Source organism: Clostridium lamae (assembly GCF_033043255.1).
Taxonomy (GTDB): Bacteria; Bacillota; Clostridia; order Clostridiales; family Clostridiaceae; genus Clostridium; species Clostridium lamae.
On sequence record NZ_JASCQJ010000005.1, the window covers coordinates 37,768 to 60,606 of the forward strand.

Genomic DNA, 22,839 nt, shown 5'->3' on the forward strand with positions numbered 1-22,839 from the left:
GACTATGGATATAAGAGATAAATTAATAAAATATTATCCTTTTTTAAGTAATTTAGATGATCAAGTATTAGATATATTGATAAGTAGAATGAGAGTAAATAGTTATGAAGTGGGTCAAAATGTCTTTAGTACAAATGTTAGTTGTATAGGATTTTCATTTATTTTAGAGGGACGATTAAGAATATATAAGATTGGTGATGATGGTAAAGAAGTTACACTTTATAGGATTGGAAAAGGAGATAGTTGTTTTAATACTATTTTGTGTGCATTAACTGATTCAGACGAAATATCTTTAGCAGATGTTGAAGAAAATGCTACCATAGCTATTTTACCTATGGACTTGTTTAAAAGACACCTATTAAATAATAATAGCTTTTTAAAGTATATGTTTAAGAATCTATATAATAAATTTGAGAATGTTGTAGAGGGATTTGAGAAAGTAACTTTCGATAGCATTGAAAATAGGATTATAGATTATTTTAATTTAAAGCTTATAGACAATAATGGGGCTAAGATTATATACACAACTCACGAGAAAATAGCGGCAGATATTGGGTCATCAAGAGAGGTGGTAAGTAGAAGCTTAAAAGGTCTTGAAAAAAGAGGTGTATTAGAACTCGGAAGAGGAAAAATTAAAATAAAAAACTGGGAGTATTAATTTCTTGACAAATGACTATTGATATCTTAAAATCTGAATATAATAATATTATTGACATTAATATAACAATTTAGAGAAGATACAAATATTTTAATGAGGTGTTATGGTGGAGAGTAATTATAAGCAATATGAGGATGTAGCAGAATTTTTGAAGGTTTTAGCTCATCCAGTAAGACTTTGTATAGTAAGAAATCTTTTGGAAAAAGGAAGTTGTAATGTGACTAATATGCATAGTTGCTTAGGTATGCCTCAATCAACTATTTCTCAACATCTTCAGAAATTGAAAAGTATAGGAATAATTAAGGGTGAAAGAAACGGATTAGAGATAGTATATGAAGTAATGGACAGAAGAACTGAAAAAATAATAAACGCCCTATTACATGAATAATGTAATAAAATACTCCTAAATGGAGTGTTTTTTTATAACATATATATTTATAAATCGTAATATAATAATATATAAATAAACATAAATAAAATTAAATAAGGAGGATTAATAGTGAGAAAAAAGGTTTTAATAGTTGGAGGAGTAGCAGGTGGTGCTTCAGCAGCGGCTAGATTAAGAAGATTAAGAGAAGATATAGATATAGTTATTTTTGAAAGAGGTGAATATATTTCTTTTGCAAATTGTGGATTGCCTTATTATGTAGGTGAAGTTATAGAAGATAGAGATGCTCTTTTGCTTCAGACACCTGAAAAAATGAGAGATAGATTTAACATAGATGTACGAGTAAAGAGCGAAGTTGTAGGAGTTAATCCAAGTGATAAAATAATAAAGGTAAAAAGTGAAGTTGGTATCTATGATGAAAGTTATGATTATCTAGTATTATCACCAGGTGCAAAGCCCATAACTCCTAATTTACCAGGAATAGATAGTGGTAAAATTTTTACGGTTAGAAATATTTCTGACATAGATAAAATAAAATCATATGTGGATAAATCATCCACTAAATCAGCAATTGTTATAGGTGGAGGATTTATCGGAATTGAAATGGCAGAGAACTTAAGGGAAAGAGATATTGATGTAACATTAATAGAAGCAGCTCCACATGTTTTAGCTCCGTTTGATTCAGAATTCTCTAATATTATAGAAAAAGAATTAAATGATAACGAGGTAAGTATTATTTTAAATAATAAAGTTGTTGCTTTTTCTGAAGAAGATAATTCAATTAATGTATTTCTTGACGATGAAAGAAAAATTAAGGCTGATATGGTTATTTCTGCTATAGGTGTAATTCCTGATACTGGATTCATAAAAGATAGTGGTATAAAGCTTGGGGAAAGAGGGCACATAGTAGTTAATGATCATATGGAAACTAATATAGAAGGAATATATGCAGCAGGAGATGCAGTGGTAGTAAAAGACTATGTAAATGGACAAGAGGCATTTATTCCACTTGCAGGACCATCAAATAAACAAGGAAGAATTATAGCAGATAATATTGCTGGATTAGATAGTACCTATAAGGGAAGTCTTGGGACTTCAATAATTAAAGTATTTGATATGGTAGCAGCTTCAACTGGTAATAATGAAAGAACATTAAATAGATATGGTATTGAATTTGATAAAGTTTATTTACATCCAATGAGCCATGCGGGTTATTATCCTAATGCAATTCCACTAAATATTAAAGTTCTTTATGATAAAGAAGGTAAGATATTAGGTGCGCAAGCACTAGGATACGATGGAGTAGATAAGTTTATAGATGTAATTGCAACATCTATAAAGTTTAGCGGAAGAATGGAAGATTTAGCAGAGCTAGATTTAGCTTATGCACCACCATTTTTATCGGCAAAATCACCGGCTAATATGGCAGGATTTATGGCAGAGAACCAAAGAAAGGGATTAGTTAAACTAATAAACATAGATGAATTAAAAGGATATGATCCAAAAAATCAAATCTTATTAGATACTAGAGATATAGAAGAAGCGGAATTAGGAAACATAGAAAATTCAATAAACATACCACTTAATGATTTAAGAAGTAATTTAGATAAATTAGATAAGAATAAAGAAATATTAGTATATTGCTCAGTAGGGCTTAGGGGATACATAGCTGCTAGATTATTAGAAGCTAATGGATTTAATGTTAAAAACTTAAATGGGGGATATAAAACTTATTCTAATTTTGATTATAAGGCAAGGGTAATAGAATTTAATAATAAGGAAGAGGATATAGTAATGAAGGAAGTTGCATTAGATAATGTTAGAGAGTTAAATGCTACAGGGCTATCATGCCCAGGGCCGTTAATGAAGGTTAAGAAAACTATAGATGGAATGTTTGATGGGGAAGTACTAAGAGTAAGAGCATCAGATCCAGGATTTTATAGAGATATAGAGGCGTGGACAACAAAAACCAATAATAGACTGATAAGTATTGAAAAGGATAAAGGAATAATTGAGGCTACAATTATGAAGTGTTCAAACCAATTATTAAACAAAGACGAAATTGATTCTAAGATGTCTCAAAACCTAGGTAAAGTAGCAAAGGTAGCACCAGTTAAGGATGGTCAGACTATGGTTGTATTTAGTGGAGACTTAGATAAGGCTATTGCTTCATTTATTATAGCAAATGGTGCAGCAGCCATGGGTAAAAAGGTTACTATGTTCTTTACTTTCTGGGGATTAAATGTACTTAGAAAATCAGAAAAAGTTAAAACTCCTAAGAACATAATAGAGAAAGCCTTTGGAATGATGATGCCAAGAGGAAGTAAAAGACTAGGACTTTCAAAAATGAACATGGGTGGCATGGGTGCTAAGATGATTAGAGGTGTCATGAAGAATAAAAACATCCAATCATTAGAAGATTTAATGGGAGCAGCAATGCAAAATGGAGTAGAAATAGTAGCTTGCACAATGTCAATGGATGTTATGGGAATTAAAAAAGAAGAATTAATAGATGGAATAAATTATGCTGGAGTTGGATATTATTTGGGTCAAGCAGATGATTCAAATATAAATTTATTCATATAGAAAATTAAGGAGCTGTTCCAAAAAAGCAGCTCCTTTTATATTCCACATTTTACGTTTTTTATATTTCACAATTATTAATAGAATAAATACCGTTATCTAATTCCTCAAGACTTCTAGTTTGAATATCCATATTAGCTGCAATTTCTTCAGAAAGAGCTGAATGTTCTTGAGAGAGAGTAGATACTCTATCCATTATTGATAGTACATTATCTTTTTCAGCAGATGCAGCAGTTAGATTTTCTATACATTCATCTATTTCTTTAACTGATTCACTAATTGAAGATTTAATATTAGTAAAACTACCTTTTGTGCTTTGTAATGTTTTTTGCTGGTTATCAACAGCAACACCACCAGTTTCCATAGCTTTAGATGCATTTAAAATATCAGACTTAATATCATCTAATATTTTAGTTATGCTTTCCACAGATTGCTTAGAATTTTCAGCTAGTTTTCTAACTTCCCCAGCAACTACAGAGAAACCTTTACCAGCTTCACCAGCTCTTGCAGCTTCAATTGCAGCATTCAAAGAAAGTAAGTTTGTTTGGCTCGCAATTTGACTAATGGAGTCAGTAATAGTATTTACAGATTCTAATTTTGAAACTAAAGAGTTCACAGTAGAACTAACAGTTTTAAAAGCTTGTTGTAAAGAATTTAAAGAGTGATCTAAATCAGTAAAAGTATTTAAACCTTCATCAGCTACTTTATCTGTATCCAAAACTGTAATTTGAACGTTAGTTATATTATAAGCTAAGTTTTCCATACGATTATTAAAGCTCTCTAATATATTTCGTGCATTATTTATTTCTTCAGCCTGTGTTAATGTAGCATTAGTTAGTGATGATAATGAGTTATTAACATCTTGAATAGCACTAGATATTCTAGAACTACTTTCACCTAACTTAACCATATCATTTTTAAAATTTTCATTAGTATTTTCTTTTTCAGTGATTTCATTAGTAGTGAATTCTTCAACAATAGTAATTTCTTCATTTTTGGACTTTACAGCTTTTTTTCTAGAAAATAAACCCATTTTTTTACCTCCTGATTTTATCTTTTCCATCTCGAGCCATTTCTTTTATTTTTTGAGAAGCACCTATAAATGTAATGTCATCTAATAAATAAATCTGAGTCTCTAGATTTTACTCTTGGAACGTTTACTTTAATAGCCAGGGTCATAAATTTCTTATTACATACTGGACAAGTTATTTCTTTAAAAATATGTTTTTATTGATTACATTATCATTATCGTTTTCATTATCTAAATCTTTAGTATTTAAACTTCTTAAAGAATTTATCATATGTTATCACCTCTAACACTAGTCCTATCTAATTATAGCATATTATAGAATAATGTGTAGATATAATAAATGTTTTTAACACTATAAGATTTTGATTACACATTATAAGTTTTTTGATATAATAATTAGGGTGAAGTTTGAAAAGGGTGATATAATATGGCAATACATGATTGGAAGGGTTTTTTTATGCCTTATGAACAGGCAGTAGAAGAATTAAAAGTGAAACTCAAGAGTATTAGAAAAGAATATAGAAAAAGAAGTGAATACTCACCAATTGAGTTTGTAACTGGCAGAGTAAAAGAACTTTCAAGTCTTTTAGAAAAAGCAAACAAATTTGAGATTCCAGTTGACAGACTTCAATATGAAATCGAAGATATAGCTGGAATAAGAATAATGTGTCAATTTGTAGATGATATAGATAATGTAGTTGAGATCTTAAGAAGAAGAAAAGATATGCAAATCCTTTATGAAAAAGACTATGTTAGAGGAGTAAAGGAAAGTGGATATAGAAGCTATCATATGGTTATAAAATATCCTGTTAATATGGCAGATGGACAGAAGGAAATATTAGCTGAGTTTCAAATAAGAACCTTAGCAATGAATTTCTGGGCTACAATTGAGCATTCATTAAATTATAAATATAAAAAACAATTACCAGATATGGTAAGAGAGAAATTAAAGAAAGCAGCAGATGCAGCCTTTGCATTAGATGAATTAATGTTAGATATAAAGGATGAAATAAAAGATGCACAAAAGCTGTTTGAAATTAAATCCGATATTATATCTAATATAATGAATAATATTTGGAATTTAAAATCGTTAGGAAAGACTCAAGAAGCTATTAGATTTGAAAGTTCATTAAACAAATTAATTGAAGACGGAGAAATAAATGAACTAAATAATCTTTTAGTTTTAGTAAAGAGAGAAGTTAAAAAGTATAGAGATTAAAATTAATAAAGAATAGAAATACAAGATAGAATTTACATGACTTAATGCTTATATCCTAGTAACGGAATGAGTAGTTATGTGAATCCTATCTTTTTTCTTTTGTACAATTAGCAAAATATACAAATAAATTATTGACAATGATAATCTTTTTCAATTATAATTGTAATCAGTTGATATAAATTATCAAGTAACGGGAGTGAGTATATGGCTAAAAAAATATTATTGATTATTACTATTTTACTATCTGTAATATCTATCTTTATTGGTGTAACAGATATAAATATTTTATCTTTAAGTTCTTCAGATATAGAAGTTCTTATGATAAGTAGATTACCTAGGCTTATAAGTATATTAGTTGCAGGGGTAGGTATGAGTATAAGTGGTGTTATTATGCAACAAATAAGTAATAATAAATTTATTTCCCCTAGCACAGCTGCAACAATAGACTCAGCAAAGTTAGGTGTATTATTTTCTTTAATTATATTTACATCAGCTAATATATTTCAAAAAATGTTTCTATCATTTGTATTTTCATTGGCAGGAACATTTATATTTATGTCTATTTTAAAGAAGATAAAAATAAAAAATGTAATTTTTATACCTTTAGTTGGTATTATGCTTGGTAATGTAATAGGATCGATAACAGATTTTTTTGCGTATAAGTACAATCTCAATCAAAGTATGGGAGCCTTTTTACAAGGAAATTTTTCAACTGTATTAAAAGGGAATTATGAAATATTGTATTTAAGCATACCACTAGTAATTATAGCTTTTTTGTATGTACATAAATTTACATTAGCTGGTATGGGAGAAGAAATGTCAGTAAGTCTTGGATTGAATTATAAGAGGGTTACTAATATAGGTGTTATAATAGTAGCTTTAATTTCCTCATTAGTTGTAATAACTGTAGGTAGTATTCCATTTGTTGGACTAGTTATACCTAATATAGTTTCTATATGGAAAGGGGACAACCTAAAGAATAATATGCCAATAGTTGCACTTCTTGGTGCAAGCTTTGTTTTAGCATGTGATATTATAAGTAGATTAATAATTGCCCCATATGAAATTCCTATAGATTTAACTATTGGAGTTATAGGAGCTGCAATATTCCTTTATTTAATATTTAGGAGGAATAAATAATGAGTAATAATAAGAAAAAAATAATTTTAATGTCAATTCTTGCAATAACATTTTTAGTACTATTCGTAGTATGGGGATTAAATGCAAAAAATTATAGGTTTAATTTATCAATAAGAATTCCGAAAGTACTGGGAATTCTTATTGCAGGAACTACTATTTCAGTAGCATCATTATTATTTCAAACAATAACAAATAATAGAATTATTACACCCAGTATTATAGGATTAGATTCTTTGTATAGTTTAGTACAAACAGTAGTAGTATTTATATTTGGCTCAACATCAGTTTTTATGGTCAATAAAACAATTAATTTTCTAGTATCAGCAGCATTGATGGTAGTTTTAGCGATGATTTTATTTAAGGTAGTTCTTAAGAAGGGAAGAAATAATATATTTTTCTTATTACTAGTAGGGACAGTTGTTGGAACACTATTTAGAAGTATGTCATCATTTATGCAAGTTCTTATAGATCCAAATGAATTTGATGCACTCCAAGCAAAGTTATTTGCTTCATTTAGTTTAGTTAATACAAAGATTTTATTAGTATCAGTAATAATACTTCTTATTATTGGATTCTTATTATACAAGGACTTTAATAACCTAGATGTTATGACTCTAGGAAGAGAAGAAGCTATTAACTTAGGAGTTAATTATGATAAATTTAGCAAAAAGATATTAGTTTTCGTTGCCATATTAGTTTCATTATCAACAGCTTTAGTGGGACCTATAACATTTTTAGGAATAATTGTAGTTAATTTAACTTATGAAATAACGAAAACTTATAAGCATTCAGTTCTACTTATTGTTGGAACTCTAATAAGTATAATAGCTTTAGTAGGAGGACAATTTTTAGTAGAAAGAGTATTTAATTTCTCTACTACTATAAGTATAATAATTAACTTTATTGGTGGAATTTACTTTATAAATCTATTATTAAGGGAGAGTAAGCTATGATTGAAATAAAAAATCTTAATAAAAGCTATGGAAGCAAAAAGGTTGTAGATAATGTTTCTTTTAATATTGAGGAAGGAAAAATTACTTCCTTTATAGGACCTAATGGAGCTGGAAAAAGTACAATATTATCTATAATGTCAAGGCTTTTAGATGCTGATTCAGGTGAAGTTTTTATAGACGGTAAAGAAATAAAGGCTTGGGATTCAAAAGAATTATCTAAGAAACTATCAATATTAAAACAAAGTAATAGTTTAAATATAAGATTAACAATAAGAGAACTTGTATCTTTCGGAAGATTTCCATATTGTGAAGGTAAGTTAAAAAAAGAAGATGAAAAGTTTGTAGACGATGCTTTAAGTTATATGAAGCTCGAAGATATTCAAGACAAATATCTTGATGAATTAAGTGGTGGACAAAAACAAAGAGCATATATAGCGATGATATTAGCACAAGATACAGATTATATTCTTTTGGACGAGCCTTTAAATAATTTAGATATGAAGCATTCAGCAGAAATGATGAGAATGCTAAGACAAATGGTTAATGATTTTGGAAAAACAATAATAATTGTAATTCATGATATTAACTTTGCATCATGTTATTCAGATACTATAGTGGCTTTGAAGGATGGTCAATTGATTAATCATACTACAACTGAACAAATGATAACAGAGAAAAATTTAAGTTGTCTTTATGATATGAATTTTAATATTAGAGAAGTTAATAATCAAAAAATATGTATCTATTTCTAAAACATTTAAATAGGGATATAAATTAAAAAATATATAAAATGGAGGAATTATTAATGAAAAAAAGATTTTTAGCAGTATTAAGTATGGTTATGTTATTACTAGTAGGAGTGGTGGGATGTAGTACAGGAAATGCTAAAACAGAAGAAACAGTTTCACAAGAAGAAAATAAAACAGTTGTTGTTACAGACCAAAATGGTGAAGTTGAAGTGCCAGTTAATCCTAAAAATGTTGTAGTATTAGATTATGGTTCATTAGATATAATGACAAAATTAGGTGTTGAACCAGTAGCATTACCAAAAGGTTCACTTCCAACATATTTAGAGAAATATAAAGATGAGAAATACGTTGATTTAGGTTCTTTAAAAGAATTTGATTTAGAAAAAATTAATGAAGTTGAACCAGACTTAATAATAATAGAAGGAAGACAATCTTCTTATATTGAAGATTTAAAGAAAATTGCTCCAGTTTTATTTTTAGGTACAGCTAATAGTGATATATTTGCTTCAGCAGAAAACAATGCTAAAGTATTAGGTCAAGTATTTGAAAAAGAAGATGGTGTAAATGCTGAATTGGAAAGTATTACTAAGAGATTAGAAGTTATTAATACAAAAGTGAAAGAGAATAATTCAACAGCTTTAATGACAATGTTTAATGAAGGCTCATTATCAGTTTATGGAACAGGTTCAAGATATGATATGGTTTATAGCAAATTAGGCTTTACAGTAGCTGACACAGCAATAGAATCTTCTACTCATGGTCAAAATATTTCATTTGAATACCTAAAAGAAAAGAATCCAGATTACTTACTTGTTTTAGATAGAGGAGCTATAACTGGAGTACAAGAATCAGTTAAGCAATCTATAGAGAATGAATTAGTAAAAACAACTAAAGCATATGAAAATGGTAATATAGTATATGTAGATCCACAAGCTTGGTATGTTGGGGGAAGTGGAATAATGGCAATAGATACTATACTTTCAAATATAGAAGAAGCATTAGATATAAAATAATTACTTACAATTAAAATAAAGGAAATTCAGTAATAACTGAATTTCCTTTTTTCTTTTTACTTAACTAAATTAAAATTTATAAGAAAAATTTAAAAAAATAAATTAATATCTCTTTACAACTAATAATTATTATTATATAATAATAATTGTCCGAAGGGAAAATATTATTTGAAATAAATTTTAATGTGGAAATCAAAATATAGGAGGGTTTAATTATGAAAAAATTTGTTTGTACAATATGTGGATATGTTTATGAAGGGGAAATGGCACCAGCTGAGTGTCCAGTTTGTAAAGCTGGAGCAGATAAGTTCATAGAACAAACAGGAGATTTAAAGTATGCAGATGAACATAGGATAGGAATTGCAAAAGGTGTAGATCCAAGAGTTGTTGAAGGATTACAATATAACTTTGTTGGAGAATGTACAGAAGTAGGAATGTATTTAGCAATGTCAAGACAAGCTGATAGAGAAGGATTCCCAGAAGTTGCAGAAGCTTATAAGAGAATAGCATTTGAAGAAGCAGAACATGCTGCAAGATTTGCAGAAATACTTGGAGAAGTAGTAGTAGCTGATACAAGAGCTAACTTACAAGCTAGAGTTGATGCAGAACATGGTGCATGTGAAGGAAAGATGGATTTAGCTAAGTTAGCTAAGGAATTAAACTTAGATGCAATTCATGATACTGTTCATGAAATGTGTAAGGATGAAGCTAGACATGGTAGAGCATTCAAAGGATTATTGGATAGATATTTTGGACAAAACTAGTTTTTAAATATTTGAAAGGGTTAGTATAATTTGTACTAACCCTTTTTTATTCATTAGAAAATTAAATTATTATTATTATTATTTAGATGAATTCAATATTTAATAATAAGCTTAATCACTTATTAACTCAGGAATAGAATCATTTTTTTTATCTATAACCATGTTATAGGATAATCCAATTAATATTAATATTCCTCCAATTATTTTTCCAATAGAAACTGTACTATAAGCATAGTAGTCTATAAAAATACCTATAGCAAGTTGCCCTATAAATACTAATAAAGAAAGAGAAAAGGAAGATACCTTAGGAGTAGTATAATTAGATAGTAAAACAACTAAAATGCTTATGGCTCCTCCTAAATATGAATATATAGGGATATCTGAGTAGTTAAGAGTACCTAAATTTACATATTCTTTGCTTAATATAAAGAAAATAAAAGCTGTTATTGATCCTGTTAAGTAATTAATAAAAGTACCTTGGAAAGTTCCTATTTCATCAGCGATTCTAGAATTAATAATCCTTGCAAGTACTACGGAAACACCTGCTAATATAGCTATCAAAATATAAATAAAAAACATAAGTCCTCCTTTTAATAAATAGCCATTACAGCTATCCCTAATACAATTAATAATAATCCAAATATTTTTTTCTTTTGAAAATAAACCTTTCTCATTTTCATTAATCCAAAGTTATCAATAATAATGGATGTAACAGTTTGTCCTAATAATCCTATAGAAATAGTTAAAGAAGCACCGAGAATACTAAAACTTAAATTATTAAATAGAACAGTAAATACACCTATAATTCCTGCGCTATATAAGATAAGCGGTATGTCTTTACTTAGTTTAATTTTATATTTTTTAAATAATAAGATTAAACTTATGATTAGAAAACCGATAATATGAATTATAAAAGTAGATGAATAATTACCTAAATGGGTTGATAGGATTCCATTTAAGCTAATCATTATGGTTATTAATATTCCAGTAAAAAGAGATAAAAAATTATACATCATATTCCTCCATAAGCTTTTTAGTATAATCTATCATAAAGGGATTAAATGTAATTATGACATATGTCATAATCAATGTAGAATATTTAAATTAAAATTTAACTAAAGGAGCTAATATGAATAAAGTAAAAGATTTAGTCTTAATAGAGAAGTATATAAAAATTCACAATATAAATAATTTATTTAGTTCAAATATTAAAGAACACTTAGAACTCCTTTTTTTCGATAGAAGAGAATTAATATTTAAGGAAGGGGAGGAGATTACGCATCTAATGTTTTTTGTAGAAGGAAAGGCAAAGGTATATATGACACTTAAAAATGGTAAGTTACTTTTGCTAGATTTCTATAAAGAGTTAGATACTTTAGGAGATTTAGAGCTAGTGACTAATGATATTTCTACTTGTAATGTAGAAGCTATAGAGCCTTGTGTATGTATAGGAATTCCAATAAAACTTATGCGGAATAATTATTCTAATGATATTAATTTACTAAATTTTTTATGTAATTCTTTAGGTGAAAAGCTTAAGAGGTCTTCTAAGAATTCAAGTATTAATTTACTATATCCATTAGAAAATAGATTAGCAAGTTATATTATTTCTATAGGAGTAAAAGAAGAAAGTAAATATTTTAAGTTCGATGAAACACTTACAATTATTTCTGAATTATTAGGAACAAGTTATAGGCATTTATTAAGAACTTTAAATAAGTTATGTGATAAAAAAATATTAAGTAGAAAAGATGATATTTATATCATACTGGATTACGAAGAGCTAAAAAATCTATCTGCAGATATATATAGATAAATTAATTTATATATATTTAACATAATTTATATAATTATAAAATTTAGATATGCTATAATATATGATATTAATTTTAATGAAAAGAGGTAAACATATGAAGATAAAGAAAATAACAGCAATTTTAGCAGCAATGGCTATAACTATAGGATTAGCTGGATGTACATCAACTGGGGCTAAATTACCAGAAGGAGATGTTAAGGTAGTAAATCAAGAAGTTCAAGGAGTTGTTGAATTATTATTACAAGCATCTGACTATGGAAATGATAAAAGTACTGTAACATCTATGGTATTACCACAAGACTCTCAATATAATATAAATTTATCTATGGAGAAGTATTCAAATGGTGAATTAGTTGAAACTAAAGAAATAGCTAATTACACTACAGATACTATTGCAAAGGATTCAATTATTCATATAGTATCAAATACAGCTAAATTGAATGATGGTGAAGCTGATAAATCAATATATTCTATTGCAGAAATAGATTCAGAAAATACAAAGGATAGCAGTAATCCAGAATATAAAGTAACCAAATATTATGATGAAGCTATAGATTTTGATTCAAAATCTGCAGTATCACAAGTAGGGAAATCGTTAGATGAGGAAGTTACAATAATTGGATTAGTAAAGTTTAAAGGGGAAGATACTGAAAAAACTGCTATTAATCTTGAGTCATATAAAGATGAAGTGGCTAAATATTCTGAAGTAACAATAATAAATGCAAAAGTAAGTAAGAAATAATTTTATTAGTTTTTATGCAAATCATTCCATAGCAAAAATTAAATTTGATATAGTGAATGTAAATCTGTATAATTGTTATGAATTATAATAAATGGAGTGAATGAGATGAGACTAAGAAAAAAGCCATGGGCTAGACCAGAATTAGAGGCATGTAATTTTTTTATAGTAAATCCAAGTGAATACAAAGGAAAGTGGAGAGAAAGCTTTAATAATGATAATCCTATATATCTAGAACTAGGATGTGGGAAGGGAACTTTCGTAGCTGTTCATGGATCAGAAAATCCAAATATAAATTATGTTGCTATAGATATTAAAGACGAAGTATTAGTACTTGCAAAAAGAAATATAGAAAAAGCATATGATGAAAAAGGATTAGAAGTTAATAATTTAAAATTAATGGCACAAGAAATATTTTTGATTAATGATGTTTTTAGTAAAGAAGACATAGTTGATAGAATATATATTAATTTCTGTAATCCGTGGCCAAAGGAAAGGCATAAAAAAAGAAGATTGACTTTTACAACTCAACTAGAAAAATATAAGGAATTTTTATCTAACGATGGAAGAATATACTTCAAGACTGATGATGATGAATTATTCGAGGAATCTTTAGAATATTTTAAAGAAACTGGTTTTGAAATAGAGTATATTACTTATGATTTACATAAAAGTGATTTTGTTGGAAATGTTAGAACAGAGCATGAAAATATGTTTAGTGAGCAAGGGATTAAAATCAAGTTTTTAATAGCAAAGAGATAACAAAAGGTGCTGCTTAATGCAGCACCTTATTTATTTTTAGTAATTTATAAAAAGATTATACTGTCAATAATTCTTCATAATTCCGAATAAAATGAGGAATTATCTCCTTTTTATAGTTTCAATTTGCATATGAATTCTACAGTATTTAAGAATATATCTAATTCTTTTATAGAGTTATATACTCCAAAGCTTGCTCTTACCATACCAGGCATGTTACAGCTATTATCTACTAAAAAGCGTTGATATTCTTTATCATCAGTTTTTAATAATCTTTTTACATAAGGATGTGCGCAAAATGCCCCTTGTCTTACAGCTATAGCTCTTAAACTAGCTAATAATCTGGCAGTCTCTGCATGATAAAGATTTTTGATATTAAATACTACTATACCTAACCTATCTTCTATATTAAAATTATCACCATAAGTTATAACTTCTTTTATAGAATTAAGACCTTTTATAGCATAGTTTAATAGTATCTTTTCATTTTTTTCAATAACATCATATCCTATACTTTCTAATTCTTTCATAGCCTGCACTAATGCAATAGCACCGAAAAAGTTAGGGCTTCCTGCTTCGTCTTTTTCAGGTGGTGGGAGTAATACTTCAGAATCATCTAAAACAGCTTCAACAGTACCTCCACCTTTAAGATCAGAATTTAGTCTTTCAAATTCTTCTTTTAGTCCAATAATTGCTCCACTACCAAAGGGAGCATACATTTTGTGAGCTGAAAATACCAAGTAATCGATCAAGCGTTCATTAAAGTCTAGTTTCTTATGAGCTACAATTTGAGCACCATCAATTATCAATTTAGCATTATATCTATGAACTAATTTAGAGATATAAGATAGATTATTTATATAACCTGTAACATTGGATGCTGCAGTGATAGTAACATATTTAACTAAACCTTTATTTTTCTCTAGTAAGTATTCTAACTCATCTAGCTTTACTCTACCATTTTCATCTACTTCAATATATTTTAAGTTACATTTTCCCCTCCAAGGCAAATCATTAGAATGATGTTCCATTCTAGTAGTAATAACAATATCACTTTTATCCTCAATTAACATATTAGAGAGTCTATTTATACCCTCAGTAGTGTTATTTACAAAAATTACAGTATATTTTTCTTTAGATGCATTAAAAAAATCTAAGATATAATCTCTTGATTCAGAATATATTTTAGTTGAATACTCTGATTTTTGACCAAGCCCTCTACCTATTGCTCCATATAATTCACAAGCTTTTATTATTCTATCAAGAACACTTTTGAATACAGGAGTTGTAGCTGCATTATCAAAATTTATTGGTATTATTTTATTGTTATCAATAATTGGTACTTTCTTATCAAGCCCTATAAATAAATCTCTAAAAGAATTATTTGTTAAATATGTCATAGCAAAACCTCCCTTTATATAATATTCAGTTAAGTATATTTAGGTGACGTAAAGTAAGGGAACTTTGTTCTAATGGAAATAAATAGAACATATATAAAGATATAGCGTATACTTATAATGAAATATTTTTTGGAGGAAATATATGTATTATAACAATATGAATAGGAAACAAGATGATGATATAAAGTTCATACCATTATATATTAGTGAACCATTTACCCAAAAAGATTCTAGTTGGTTTCCTATTATAGATATGACATTACCGGAGTTTAGTGAGGTTCCAAATGGTTTCGCATTTAATTTTGCTTCAACTATTAATACTCCTAATATAGAAGTAAATTCTTTAAAAACCTTAGATTATGTTCAAAATGATAGTATGAATCCACTAAATGGTATTAGCCTAAAGGATGGCATAAATATGCAAAATGGAATGAATATGCAGAATGGAATGAATCCACAGAACGGAATGAATCCACAGAACGGAATTTATCCTCAAGATTGGATTAATCAGCAAAATGAAATGAATCCGCAGAATGAAATGAATCCGCAGAATGGGATGAATCAACAGAATGGGATGAACCAACAGAATGGGATGAACCAACAGAATGGAATGAATATGCAAGGTGGTATGAATCAGCAAAATGGAACGGATCAGCAAAATGGAATGGATCAAGAAAATGTAAATTACCCAAAAAATGTAACGAAGCCAGATGATGGAATGAATCCACCGTATGGAATAGATCCTCAAAATGTAATTTATCCACCAAAAAATGGTAATGACAAATTTAGAATGAATAGGCAAGATGAAATTAATCTAAAACCTCAAAATTGGATAAATCCACAAAATGGAATGAATCCACAGAATGGAATGAATCCGCAAAATGGAATGAATCCACAAAATGGAATGAATATGCAAGGTGGTATTAATTCACAGAATAATATTAGTCAACAACAACAACAACAACAATTTGAACAAAATTTTGATTTAGAATTTCCATCAGAGACAATAACCGAAGACTTAGTAGACTATAATAAGGAAGAGAAATGTAAGAAGAACACTAGTAATACATCAAATACAAGTAATACAAACTTGAATACAGGAACTAAAAAAAGTAGTAATAAAGTGAATAATACTAAGGCTCAATCTAGAAATATCGATATGGATTATATTGAAGAACCAATTCATATGGAGATTCTTAGAAATTCAAATTTTGAAAATTACTTAGATAATTTTTATAGAGATGAGCATGAAGATAGGGTAATAGAAATAGATAAAATTTTTAATTCGGTAAGAAATGATGATTCCATAATAGATACTTTTAAATCATATGATATACCACAACCTATTTACGAATTGATTATTAAAAAAATAATTAATATAAGTCTAGATAATTATGAAAATAATCGAGGTGATTAATCTTGCTATTTCGCCAAAATTTACCCAATTTACAAAGTAAAATTAGATTTTTGCATGCAGTTCCAGGGGTTCCTACAGTAGATGTATATTTAAATGGAAATCAAATGGGAAAAGATTTAGCTTTTTCTGATTTAACGTGTTATGAAAATATAGCACCAGGTAGTTATGAAGTCCAACTATTTAAGACAGGTACTTATGATCAGCCATTAATAACTAGTAATATAGATATTCGTCCTAATACTAGTTTAACTGTAAATATAGTAACTTCAGGTGGAGGATTTGGTATATTAACTTTAAATGATGCATCTGGCAAAGATCAGTTGGTAAACTCTTATCTAAGATTTATTAATTTATCTCCTAATACACCATTAATATCATTATCATTACCAAATAATATGACTCTTTTCGAAAATGTTGAATATTTAGAGACTACAGGTTATTATAACCTATCACCTGCAATTTATGATTTCAGGGTTGGATTTTCAGCATTCGCAGGATTATATAAATATATTAATGATAAAACACTTAAAAACGGAAAGTTTTATACCATATATATAATAGGTTTATTGAATAAGAAACCACAAATTGGTTACTTGATTGTAGAAGATGGTGAATAATAAATAAAGTTTACAGTTATGATGACTTTAAATTGGTGGTTATAACTGTAAACTTTTTTATTATATTACTCATTGATTAATGCATCATTCAGAATCAACTATCTCATTTGTATCAGTCTCTTTTATTTTAAATATTTTTGTTCCAACTGGACACTCGTTTGCTTCTCCTTCATTTTTCGGATATGGTAATACTTGTTTAGATACGGAACCAATTTGTTTGCCTAAATCTTCCTTAGAAAGTACATCAGCCGTTAAATAATAATTGGTATTATTAAAAATCAACATATAAGCATATGAACTATTAGGCTTATTAGATGACTTTTCCTCAGAACAGCTACCTAAAGTAAATATAATAAATATGAGAATTAGTAAGGTTGCTAATTTTTTCAATTATTAAATCATCTCCCTATCTATTGAATATATTGTGCGAATATAATGCATATTAATTATATACGAATTAAAATAGTCCTAAAATAATATTTACTATTAATTTTAGATAAATAAATATCATATTACAGGTGACTTGAAGCGAATGCGACGTAAAAGTAAAAAGAATATATCTAAGTAATTGTTAAATATATAGAATACTCTCCATAATTCCGAATAAAATGAGGAATTATTACCTTTAGCTTCAGATGAATAAATATCGTGCTGCAGGTGACTTGGAGCGAATGCGACGGAACAGCAGTACGATATTTATTCATCCCTTAATGGCCATATATATGACTAAGTATAATTGTAAGAATTCCTAAAAATATTGAGAAGAGGTAGGTCTTATGATATTTATACTCTCTTGCAGTGGGAATAAGCTCAGCAAAAGAAATATAAAGCATTATGCCTGCCACTAAAGCAAATGTTATAGACAAAATTATCTCATTTATATATGGTCTTAAGAATAGGAAAGCAATAAAAGCCCCAAAAGGTTCTGCAAGGCCGGAATAAAGAGTATATTTAAATGCTTTAGCCTTACTTTTGGTAGAATAATAAATAGGCATAGCTATAGAAATGCCTTCGGGAATATTATGAAGAGATATAGCTAGAGCAATAGAAATTCCTAACGAGGTATTTTCATATCCTGAAACAAAGGTTGCAATTCCCTCAGGGAAGTTATGTATCATTAAAGCAATCATTGATACAAATCCAACTCTATAAAGTTTTTCGGGATGTGATTCATTAAGACTCCTAGGTGCCTCTGGAATAAGTTTATCAATAAGTAGAGCAATTAGCGCACCTGAAATTAGAAAAAATATAGCAAGGAAAACACCTTTTGAGCTACCATTATACTTGGTTAATGTTTCTTCTGCTGAAGCAAATAAATCAGTAAATGACACAGTAATCATAACTCCAGCAGAATAAGATAAAGCAAAAGTTATTAGTTTCTTATTTTGCATTTTAGAAAAAAACAATATAAATGCACCTAGTACAGTTGAAAGTCCTGCAATTAGTGAGAGTATTAAGGGTATTAAAGATTCATTATGTATCATAAATTATTCTCCTATAAAGTACTAAACATATACTAAATATATTTAATAAAAAAAATACTATGCAAAATTAATGAAATTTTATAATATATAATAAATAAAATTATGTGATTTGGAGAAAAATATGTTACGTTACGCTATAGAAGAAAAGATTTTAATGATTCCATTAGTAATAAAATCTTTTTTTATTAATATATTAAGTAAAAAGAATGATTATAAAACATATAAATATGGGGATAATATTAAGCAATATTATCGAGTTTTCCAGGGAGAAGAAAGTAAACCTACAATTGTATTTATTCATGGAGGAGGCTGGTGGCACGGTAGTCCTAAGACATCTAGCTCCATTGGAAAGTTTTTCAATGATCTAGGATATACAGTAGTTATTCCTGCATATAGGTTAGTTCCATTATATAAATATCCAACTCAAATAAATGATGTATTTGAAGCTGTTAAGGATTATTTATCTAAAGTAGAAAATGTTAATAATATTATTGTTATGGGTTTTTCTGCAGGTGCAGAATTGTCAACAAATTTAGTATTTAATTTAGATAAGCAAAAGGAATATAATATAGATAAAGATAGATTTAAAGGATTAATTAGTATATCAGGGGTACTTGATTTTGATAAATGTACTTCAAATTACTCAAAGATATTAATTGATAATTATATAGGTTATCAAAATGATAGAAATAGTATTAATCCTATTAATTTAATTAATAAGGATACTAATATAGATGTGCTTTGCATTCATGGAAATAAGGATCCATTAATAAACATTGAAAATTCTATTAGTTTTGTTGATAAAATAAATAGCTTTAATGGAAATGCTAGACTAGCTGTAATAAAGGGTAAGCATCATTCAGATATAGTATCTCTATTCTTAAATAAAGGAGAGAAAGGATCTAAGGAAATATTAGATTTTATTGAGGGTTATGGAGAGAATAAAAAATAGAAATTATTTATTAGACAATTTAAAGGTTTTATTAATATTCTTTGTAGTTTTTGGCCATGTCATTGAATACTATATTAAAGATAGTAGAATCTTAACAATAACATATATATTTATCTACATATTTCATATGCCACTTTTTATTTTTATTTCAGGATATTTCTCTAAGAATTTTTATAGGATGAAAAGAAAGGCAGTAAAAAATTTATTAGTACCTTATATAATATTTAATATGATTTGGTACACGTCAGTTTATATCGCAACTAAAAGATTTATGTTTTCTGTTATTTCACCAGGATGGACGTTATGGTATTTATTAAGTTTATTTTTTTGGAGGATTTCATTAAAATACTTAGTTAGATTTAAGAATATACTTATAGGGAGTTTTTTAATTGGAGCAGTGATAGGAGTAATACCAAGTGTAGGAAGCATGTTATCTATATCTAGGACTATAGTATTCTTACCTTTCTTTCTCTTAGGATATTATACAAAAGAAGAGCATTTAAATAAAATAGGGAACTTTAATAAATTATTAGCTATACAAGGTATTACAATTGTTCTTATATTTACTATATACATAGTTAATGTAGATTTATTTGATTACAAGTTTCTATATTACTCATATTCTTTTGAGGAACTTGGAATGTCATTAGGAATTGGAATAATTCTTAGACTTGTTTTATATGTAGCAGCAATACTATTTAGTATTTGTGTTATAGCATTGGTCCCAAAGAAGAGGAAGCCATTTACTAATTTAGGAAAGGCTACTATGAATATATATGTGTTCCATATATATTTAGTAATTTTAGTTTATCTCCTTATACCAAAGTGGAATATTGGAATAGTTCATAATATATTAATACTACTATCTCCGTTCCTTATTATTTACATTTTATCTAGAAAAAGTACTAATAAGGTTTATGAAGGAATTTTTTATCCAGTGAATAAAAGTATTGATACTGGAAAAAAATCTTATAAAAAATTTAAAGAAAAATAAAAAATTATATAAAAATTAAATTTCTATTATTTAAGAGGCTGGCTAAAACAGCTTCTTTTATATTTTTTACACACTAAATAATATATATTAATTCAAATAAAAAGTGTAAATTCCATAAAAAAATATATTTACAAGTGGATATATAATAACTATACTAGTGTATATACACTAGTATAGGGGGATTAAATATGGAAAGTAGTAATAGAATCAGAAAAATGGTATTTGCAGCAGTGCTTACAGCGATTGCAATTATTATACCAACACAATTTGGATTTTTAAAAATAGTGCTAGGACCTTTTACAGCAACTATAGCATCACACGTACCTATGTTTTTAGCAATGTTAATATCACCATCAGTTGCAATATTTGTAGGGCTAGGGTCAGCGCTAGGATTCTTTATAACAGCCCCAGCAGTAGTTGCTGCGAGAGCTGCAATGCACATAGTAGTAGGTTATGTTGGAGCGCTAATAATTAATAAAAATAAGAATTTTAAAAAGGCGATTATATTAACAGCACCAATACATGGAATTCTAGAAGGATTAGCAGTTATTCCTTTTGGTGTATCAGCATATGAATTTATAGTAGTTGTAGTTATAGGTACTATTCTTCATCATCTTGTTGATGGTGTATTATCTTATTCACTAGCTACTGCTTTAGCAAAAGCAAGAAGAAAAGATCTTTATGAAGTATTTACAAGCGAAATAGTTTAAGAAAAAATTTAATAATAAATGTTTAAAATATATATAAATTAAAGCGTAAAATCTATAATATAATATATAAATTGTAAACACATTTAAAATAATAAGCATAAAGGGAATAGACTTTCCTTTATGCTTATTATTTTTATCTATTACATTGCTTTTGAATATTTCATTATTACTATGCCATCTTCAATATAATAGGAATTAAGATTTAGGTCTATTTTAGGATTATTATCTAGGAACAACCTTCTTCCTTTGCCTAAAATAGTAGGTATTATTCCTATAATATATTCATCAATTATATTGTCCTTAATAAAGTTATCAATAAGGATTCCACCACCGAATAAATATATATTCTTACCTTCATTTTTTAAATCCATTATAGTCTTACATATATCTCCACTTATAAAATGGTAGTTATCATAGTCATTAATTTTTTCAGAAGTTGCAATATATACTTCTTTTTCTTTATAGTCTTCATGAAATCCTTGAATGCAACAATTTTTACCCATAACTACAATATCAATGTCTTCTAAAAATTTTTCAAAATTAAATTTAACTTCTGTATTAAGAGAAGAGTTGCCATCTCCAACCATCCATTCAAAGTCACCATCTTCTTCAGCTATATAACCATCTAAGCTCATTGCCAAGTTTAATATTATTTTTCCAGTCATATTATTTTACTCCTTAAATTTTTATCTCCATAGTATTTGTAAAAAAATTATATCATTAAATCTCTTTTTGTAGTTATTTATTTATATAAAGTAGACAATATGAATATTAGAAGTTTATAATTTATTTAATAAATAAATTATAATGGGGGCTTAAAATGATTAGAGAAATGGAATATAAAGATATTGATAGTGTTCTAGATATATTATCTGAAGCTATTAAAGAAGGTAGATCAACATTTAAGAGAAGGACACCTACAGTAGATGAATGGGATAAAGGACATCTTCAGGAATGTAGATTTGTTAAAGTAATAAATGATGAGGTAGCCGGATGGGTTGCGTTATCTAAGGGAAAGTTAACATCACCTGCTTATGATGGGGTATGTGAAGTAAGTATTTATATATCTTCTAAATTCAGGGGGCAGGGTATAGGAGATGAACTACTTAAGAGAGTTATAAAGGATAGTGAAAGATTTGGATATTGGATGTTAGAAAGTATAGTATTTTCTTATAATGTTGCAAGTATTAATTTACATATAAAAAATGGTTTTGAAATAGTTGGAACTAGAAAATCAATAGCGAAGGATATATTCAATAATTGGCAAGATGTTACGCTTTTAGATAGAAGAAGTGATTATTATTAAATGAGGTAGGCAACTTGCTTGCCCTTTTTACGTCGTATAAATTCACGGGATAAGATAGAAAAATATAAAAATTATAGTATTATAGTTATTTAAAAAATAAAGTGATATAATTCTTAAATAATGTAAATAATTACTATATAAAAAGGTT

26 protein-coding genes are annotated in these 22,839 nt (G+C 27.7%); 18 read left to right on the forward strand and 8 right to left on the reverse strand.

The window, feature by feature from the left end; genetic code table 11:
• The first annotated feature begins 4 nt into the window (after positions 1-4).
• From QK892_RS04205 to QK892_RS04215, 3 genes are all read left to right on the forward strand, one after another.
• A complete protein-coding gene (locus tag QK892_RS04205) occupies positions 5-658 on the forward strand; it encodes a Crp/Fnr family transcriptional regulator (protein WP_317272281.1) in 654 nt (217 codons plus the stop codon).
• 106 nt (positions 659-764) lie between these two features.
• Positions 765-1,046, forward strand: a complete 282-nt coding sequence (locus tag QK892_RS04210; protein ID WP_317272385.1) for an ArsR/SmtB family transcription factor — start codon at positions 765-767, stop codon at positions 1,044-1,046.
• Positions 1,047-1,157: 111 nt separating this feature from the next.
• Entirely contained in the window at positions 1,158-3,632 is a 2,475-nt protein-coding gene (locus QK892_RS04215) for a DsrE/DsrF/DrsH-like family protein (protein WP_317272282.1), read from the forward strand.
• Between the two features lie 58 nt (positions 3,633-3,690).
• Here the strand turns inward: QK892_RS04215 and QK892_RS04220 are convergent, their stop codons facing one another.
• Entirely contained in the window at positions 3,691-4,662 is a 972-nt protein-coding gene (locus tag QK892_RS04220) for a methyl-accepting chemotaxis protein (protein ID WP_317272283.1), read from the reverse strand.
• A gap of 77 nt (positions 4,663-4,739) precedes the next feature.
• A complete protein-coding gene (locus QK892_RS18410; protein WP_394855003.1) occupies positions 4,740-4,808 on the reverse strand; it encodes a hypothetical protein in 69 nt (22 codons plus the stop codon).
• A gap of 278 nt (positions 4,809-5,086) precedes the next feature.
• On the opposite strand from QK892_RS18410, the gene QK892_RS04225 reads away from it, so the two are divergent.
• The 6 genes from QK892_RS04225 to QK892_RS04250 all read left to right on the forward strand — a co-directional run bounded on the left by QK892_RS04225 (position 5,087) and on the right by QK892_RS04250 (position 10,497).
• The gene (locus QK892_RS04225) at positions 5,087-5,878 is read left to right on the forward strand and encodes a GTP pyrophosphokinase (RefSeq protein ID WP_317272284.1); all 792 of its coding nucleotides are present in this window, start codon (positions 5,087-5,089) and stop codon (positions 5,876-5,878) included.
• Between the two features lie 204 nt (positions 5,879-6,082).
• On the forward strand, positions 6,083-7,018 hold the full coding sequence (locus tag QK892_RS04230) for an ABC transporter permease (protein ID WP_317272285.1): 936 nt from the start codon (positions 6,083-6,085) through the stop codon (positions 7,016-7,018).
• Positions 7,018-7,971 (forward strand): iron chelate uptake ABC transporter family permease subunit, encoded by a 954-nt coding sequence (locus tag QK892_RS04235; protein WP_317272286.1) that lies wholly within the window; start codon positions 7,018-7,020, stop codon positions 7,969-7,971. Before QK892_RS04230 ends, QK892_RS04235 begins: the two co-directional genes overlap by 1 nt.
• Positions 7,968-8,723, forward strand: a complete 756-nt coding sequence (locus QK892_RS04240; RefSeq protein ID WP_317272287.1) for an iron ABC transporter ATP-binding protein — start codon at positions 7,968-7,970, stop codon at positions 8,721-8,723. The genes QK892_RS04235 and QK892_RS04240 overlap by 4 nt, the downstream gene beginning before the upstream one ends.
• Before the next feature lie 53 nt (positions 8,724-8,776).
• The gene (locus QK892_RS04245; protein WP_317272288.1) at positions 8,777-9,733 is read left to right on the forward strand and encodes a siderophore ABC transporter substrate-binding protein; all 957 of its coding nucleotides are present in this window, start codon (positions 8,777-8,779) and stop codon (positions 9,731-9,733) included.
• A gap of 215 nt (positions 9,734-9,948) precedes the next feature.
• Entirely contained in the window at positions 9,949-10,497 is a 549-nt protein-coding gene (locus QK892_RS04250) for an NADH peroxidase (protein WP_317272289.1), read from the forward strand.
• Positions 10,498-10,608: 111 nt separating this feature from the next.
• Here the strand turns inward: QK892_RS04250 and QK892_RS04255 are convergent, their stop codons facing one another.
• Complete coding sequence (locus tag QK892_RS04255; RefSeq protein ID WP_317272290.1) at positions 10,609-11,076, reverse strand: DMT family transporter; 468 nt, start codon at positions 11,074-11,076, stop codon at positions 10,609-10,611.
• An 11-nt stretch (positions 11,077-11,087) separates the two neighbouring features.
• Complete coding sequence (locus tag QK892_RS04260) at positions 11,088-11,510, reverse strand: DMT family transporter (RefSeq protein WP_317272291.1); 423 nt, start codon at positions 11,508-11,510, stop codon at positions 11,088-11,090.
• 116 nt (positions 11,511-11,626) lie between these two features.
• Here QK892_RS04260 and QK892_RS04265 point away from each other — a divergent pair, with 116 nt between their 5' ends.
• The 3 genes from QK892_RS04265 (at position 11,627) to trmB (ending at position 13,814) form a co-directional block, all read left to right on the forward strand.
• Complete coding sequence (locus QK892_RS04265; RefSeq protein WP_317272292.1) at positions 11,627-12,313, forward strand: cyclic nucleotide-binding domain-containing protein; 687 nt, start codon at positions 11,627-11,629, stop codon at positions 12,311-12,313.
• Positions 12,314-12,407: 94 nt separating this feature from the next.
• Entirely contained in the window at positions 12,408-13,055 is a 648-nt protein-coding gene (locus tag QK892_RS04270) for a hypothetical protein (protein ID WP_317272293.1), read from the forward strand.
• Between the two features lie 105 nt (positions 13,056-13,160).
• A complete protein-coding gene (gene trmB / locus QK892_RS04275; protein ID WP_317272294.1) occupies positions 13,161-13,814 on the forward strand; it encodes a tRNA (guanosine(46)-N7)-methyltransferase TrmB in 654 nt (217 codons plus the stop codon).
• A gap of 110 nt (positions 13,815-13,924) precedes the next feature.
• Here trmB and QK892_RS04280 read toward each other — a convergent pair whose 3' ends face one another.
• On the reverse strand, positions 13,925-15,211 hold the full coding sequence (locus tag QK892_RS04280; protein ID WP_317272295.1) for an aminotransferase class V-fold PLP-dependent enzyme: 1,287 nt from the start codon (positions 15,209-15,211) through the stop codon (positions 13,925-13,927).
• A gap of 142 nt (positions 15,212-15,353) precedes the next feature.
• Here QK892_RS04280 and QK892_RS04285 point away from each other — a divergent pair, with 142 nt between their 5' ends.
• Together QK892_RS04285 and QK892_RS04290 are read left to right on the forward strand one after the other, a co-directional pair.
• Entirely contained in the window at positions 15,354-16,628 is a 1,275-nt protein-coding gene (locus QK892_RS04285) for a hypothetical protein (RefSeq protein WP_317272296.1), read from the forward strand.
• 2 nt (positions 16,629-16,630) lie between these two features.
• Entirely contained in the window at positions 16,631-17,245 is a 615-nt protein-coding gene (locus QK892_RS04290; protein WP_317272297.1) for a DUF4397 domain-containing protein, read from the forward strand.
• A gap of 84 nt (positions 17,246-17,329) precedes the next feature.
• Here the strand turns inward: QK892_RS04290 and QK892_RS04295 are convergent, their stop codons facing one another.
• Together QK892_RS04295 and zupT are read right to left on the reverse strand one after the other, a co-directional pair.
• Positions 17,330-17,635: a hypothetical protein gene (locus tag QK892_RS04295; RefSeq protein ID WP_317272298.1), complete on the reverse strand. Its 306-nt coding sequence runs from the start codon at positions 17,633-17,635 to the stop codon at positions 17,330-17,332.
• Between the two features lie 317 nt (positions 17,636-17,952).
• Entirely contained in the window at positions 17,953-18,729 is a 777-nt protein-coding gene (gene zupT, locus QK892_RS04300) for a zinc transporter ZupT (RefSeq protein ID WP_317272299.1), read from the reverse strand.
• A gap of 121 nt (positions 18,730-18,850) precedes the next feature.
• Between zupT and QK892_RS04305 the strand changes: the two genes are divergently transcribed.
• The 3 genes from QK892_RS04305 (at position 18,851) to QK892_RS04315 (ending at position 21,385) form a co-directional block, all read left to right on the forward strand.
• Positions 18,851-19,681, forward strand: a complete 831-nt coding sequence (locus tag QK892_RS04305; protein WP_317272300.1) for an alpha/beta hydrolase — start codon at positions 18,851-18,853, stop codon at positions 19,679-19,681.
• Positions 19,662-20,675, forward strand: a complete 1,014-nt coding sequence (locus tag QK892_RS04310; RefSeq protein WP_317272301.1) for an acyltransferase family protein — start codon at positions 19,662-19,664, stop codon at positions 20,673-20,675. Before QK892_RS04305 ends, QK892_RS04310 begins: the two co-directional genes overlap by 20 nt.
• A 188-nt stretch (positions 20,676-20,863) precedes the next feature.
• Positions 20,864-21,385 (forward strand): ECF transporter S component, encoded by a 522-nt coding sequence (locus QK892_RS04315; protein ID WP_317272302.1) that lies wholly within the window; start codon positions 20,864-20,866, stop codon positions 21,383-21,385.
• 140 nt (positions 21,386-21,525) lie between these two features.
• Here the strand turns inward: QK892_RS04315 and QK892_RS04320 are convergent, their stop codons facing one another.
• On the reverse strand, positions 21,526-22,050 hold the full coding sequence (locus tag QK892_RS04320; protein WP_317272303.1) for a dihydrofolate reductase family protein: 525 nt from the start codon (positions 22,048-22,050) through the stop codon (positions 21,526-21,528).
• 155 nt (positions 22,051-22,205) lie between these two features.
• Here QK892_RS04320 and QK892_RS04325 point away from each other — a divergent pair, with 155 nt between their 5' ends.
• Positions 22,206-22,691 carry a GNAT family N-acetyltransferase gene (locus QK892_RS04325; RefSeq protein WP_317272304.1) on the forward strand — a complete coding sequence of 162 codons (486 nt, stop codon included), beginning with the start codon at positions 22,206-22,208 and terminating at the stop codon, positions 22,689-22,691.
• The last annotated feature ends 148 nt before the right edge of the window (positions 22,692-22,839 follow it).

Bases quoted from the DNA above. Each gene is read 5' to 3' on its own strand.
- QK892_RS04260 (WP_317272291.1), bottom strand. From the start codon at position 11,510: ATGTATAATTTTTTATCTCTTTTTACTGGAATATTAATAACCATAATG.
- QK892_RS04245 (WP_317272288.1), top strand. From the start codon at position 8,777: ATGAAAAAAAGATTTTTAGCAGTATTAAGTATGGTTATGTTATTACTA.
- QK892_RS04285 (WP_317272296.1), top strand. From the start codon at position 15,354: ATGTATTATAACAATATGAATAGGAAACAAGATGATGATATAAAGTTC.
- QK892_RS04270 (WP_317272293.1), top strand. From the start codon at position 12,408: ATGAAGATAAAGAAAATAACAGCAATTTTAGCAGCAATGGCTATAACT.
- QK892_RS04235 (WP_317272286.1), top strand. From the start codon at position 7,018: ATGAGTAATAATAAGAAAAAAATAATTTTAATGTCAATTCTTGCAATA.
- QK892_RS04265 (WP_317272292.1), top strand. From the start codon at position 11,627: ATGAATAAAGTAAAAGATTTAGTCTTAATAGAGAAGTATATAAAAATT.
- QK892_RS04205 (WP_317272281.1), top strand. From the start codon at position 5: ATGGATATAAGAGATAAATTAATAAAATATTATCCTTTTTTAAGTAAT.
- QK892_RS04325 (WP_317272304.1), top strand. From the start codon at position 22,206: ATGATTAGAGAAATGGAATATAAAGATATTGATAGTGTTCTAGATATA.
- QK892_RS04220 (WP_317272283.1), bottom strand. From the start codon at position 4,662: ATGGGTTTATTTTCTAGAAAAAAAGCTGTAAAGTCCAAAAATGAAGAA.
- QK892_RS04225 (WP_317272284.1), top strand. From the start codon at position 5,087: ATGGCAATACATGATTGGAAGGGTTTTTTTATGCCTTATGAACAGGCA.
- QK892_RS04305 (WP_317272300.1), top strand. From the start codon at position 18,851: ATGTTACGTTACGCTATAGAAGAAAAGATTTTAATGATTCCATTAGTA.
- QK892_RS04230 (WP_317272285.1), top strand. From the start codon at position 6,083: ATGGCTAAAAAAATATTATTGATTATTACTATTTTACTATCTGTAATA.
- QK892_RS04310 (WP_317272301.1), top strand. From the start codon at position 19,662: ATGGAGAGAATAAAAAATAGAAATTATTTATTAGACAATTTAAAGGTT.
- QK892_RS04280 (WP_317272295.1), bottom strand. From the start codon at position 15,211: ATGACATATTTAACAAATAATTCTTTTAGAGATTTATTTATAGGGCTT.
- zupT (WP_317272299.1), bottom strand. From the start codon at position 18,729: ATGATACATAATGAATCTTTAATACCCTTAATACTCTCACTAATTGCA.
- QK892_RS04240 (WP_317272287.1), top strand. From the start codon at position 7,968: ATGATTGAAATAAAAAATCTTAATAAAAGCTATGGAAGCAAAAAGGTT.
- trmB (WP_317272294.1), top strand. From the start codon at position 13,161: ATGAGACTAAGAAAAAAGCCATGGGCTAGACCAGAATTAGAGGCATGT.
- QK892_RS04250 (WP_317272289.1), top strand. From the start codon at position 9,949: ATGAAAAAATTTGTTTGTACAATATGTGGATATGTTTATGAAGGGGAA.
- QK892_RS04320 (WP_317272303.1), bottom strand. From the start codon at position 22,050: ATGACTGGAAAAATAATATTAAACTTGGCAATGAGCTTAGATGGTTAT.
- QK892_RS04315 (WP_317272302.1), top strand. From the start codon at position 20,864: ATGGAAAGTAGTAATAGAATCAGAAAAATGGTATTTGCAGCAGTGCTT.
- QK892_RS04255 (WP_317272290.1), bottom strand. From the start codon at position 11,076: ATGTTTTTTATTTATATTTTGATAGCTATATTAGCAGGTGTTTCCGTA.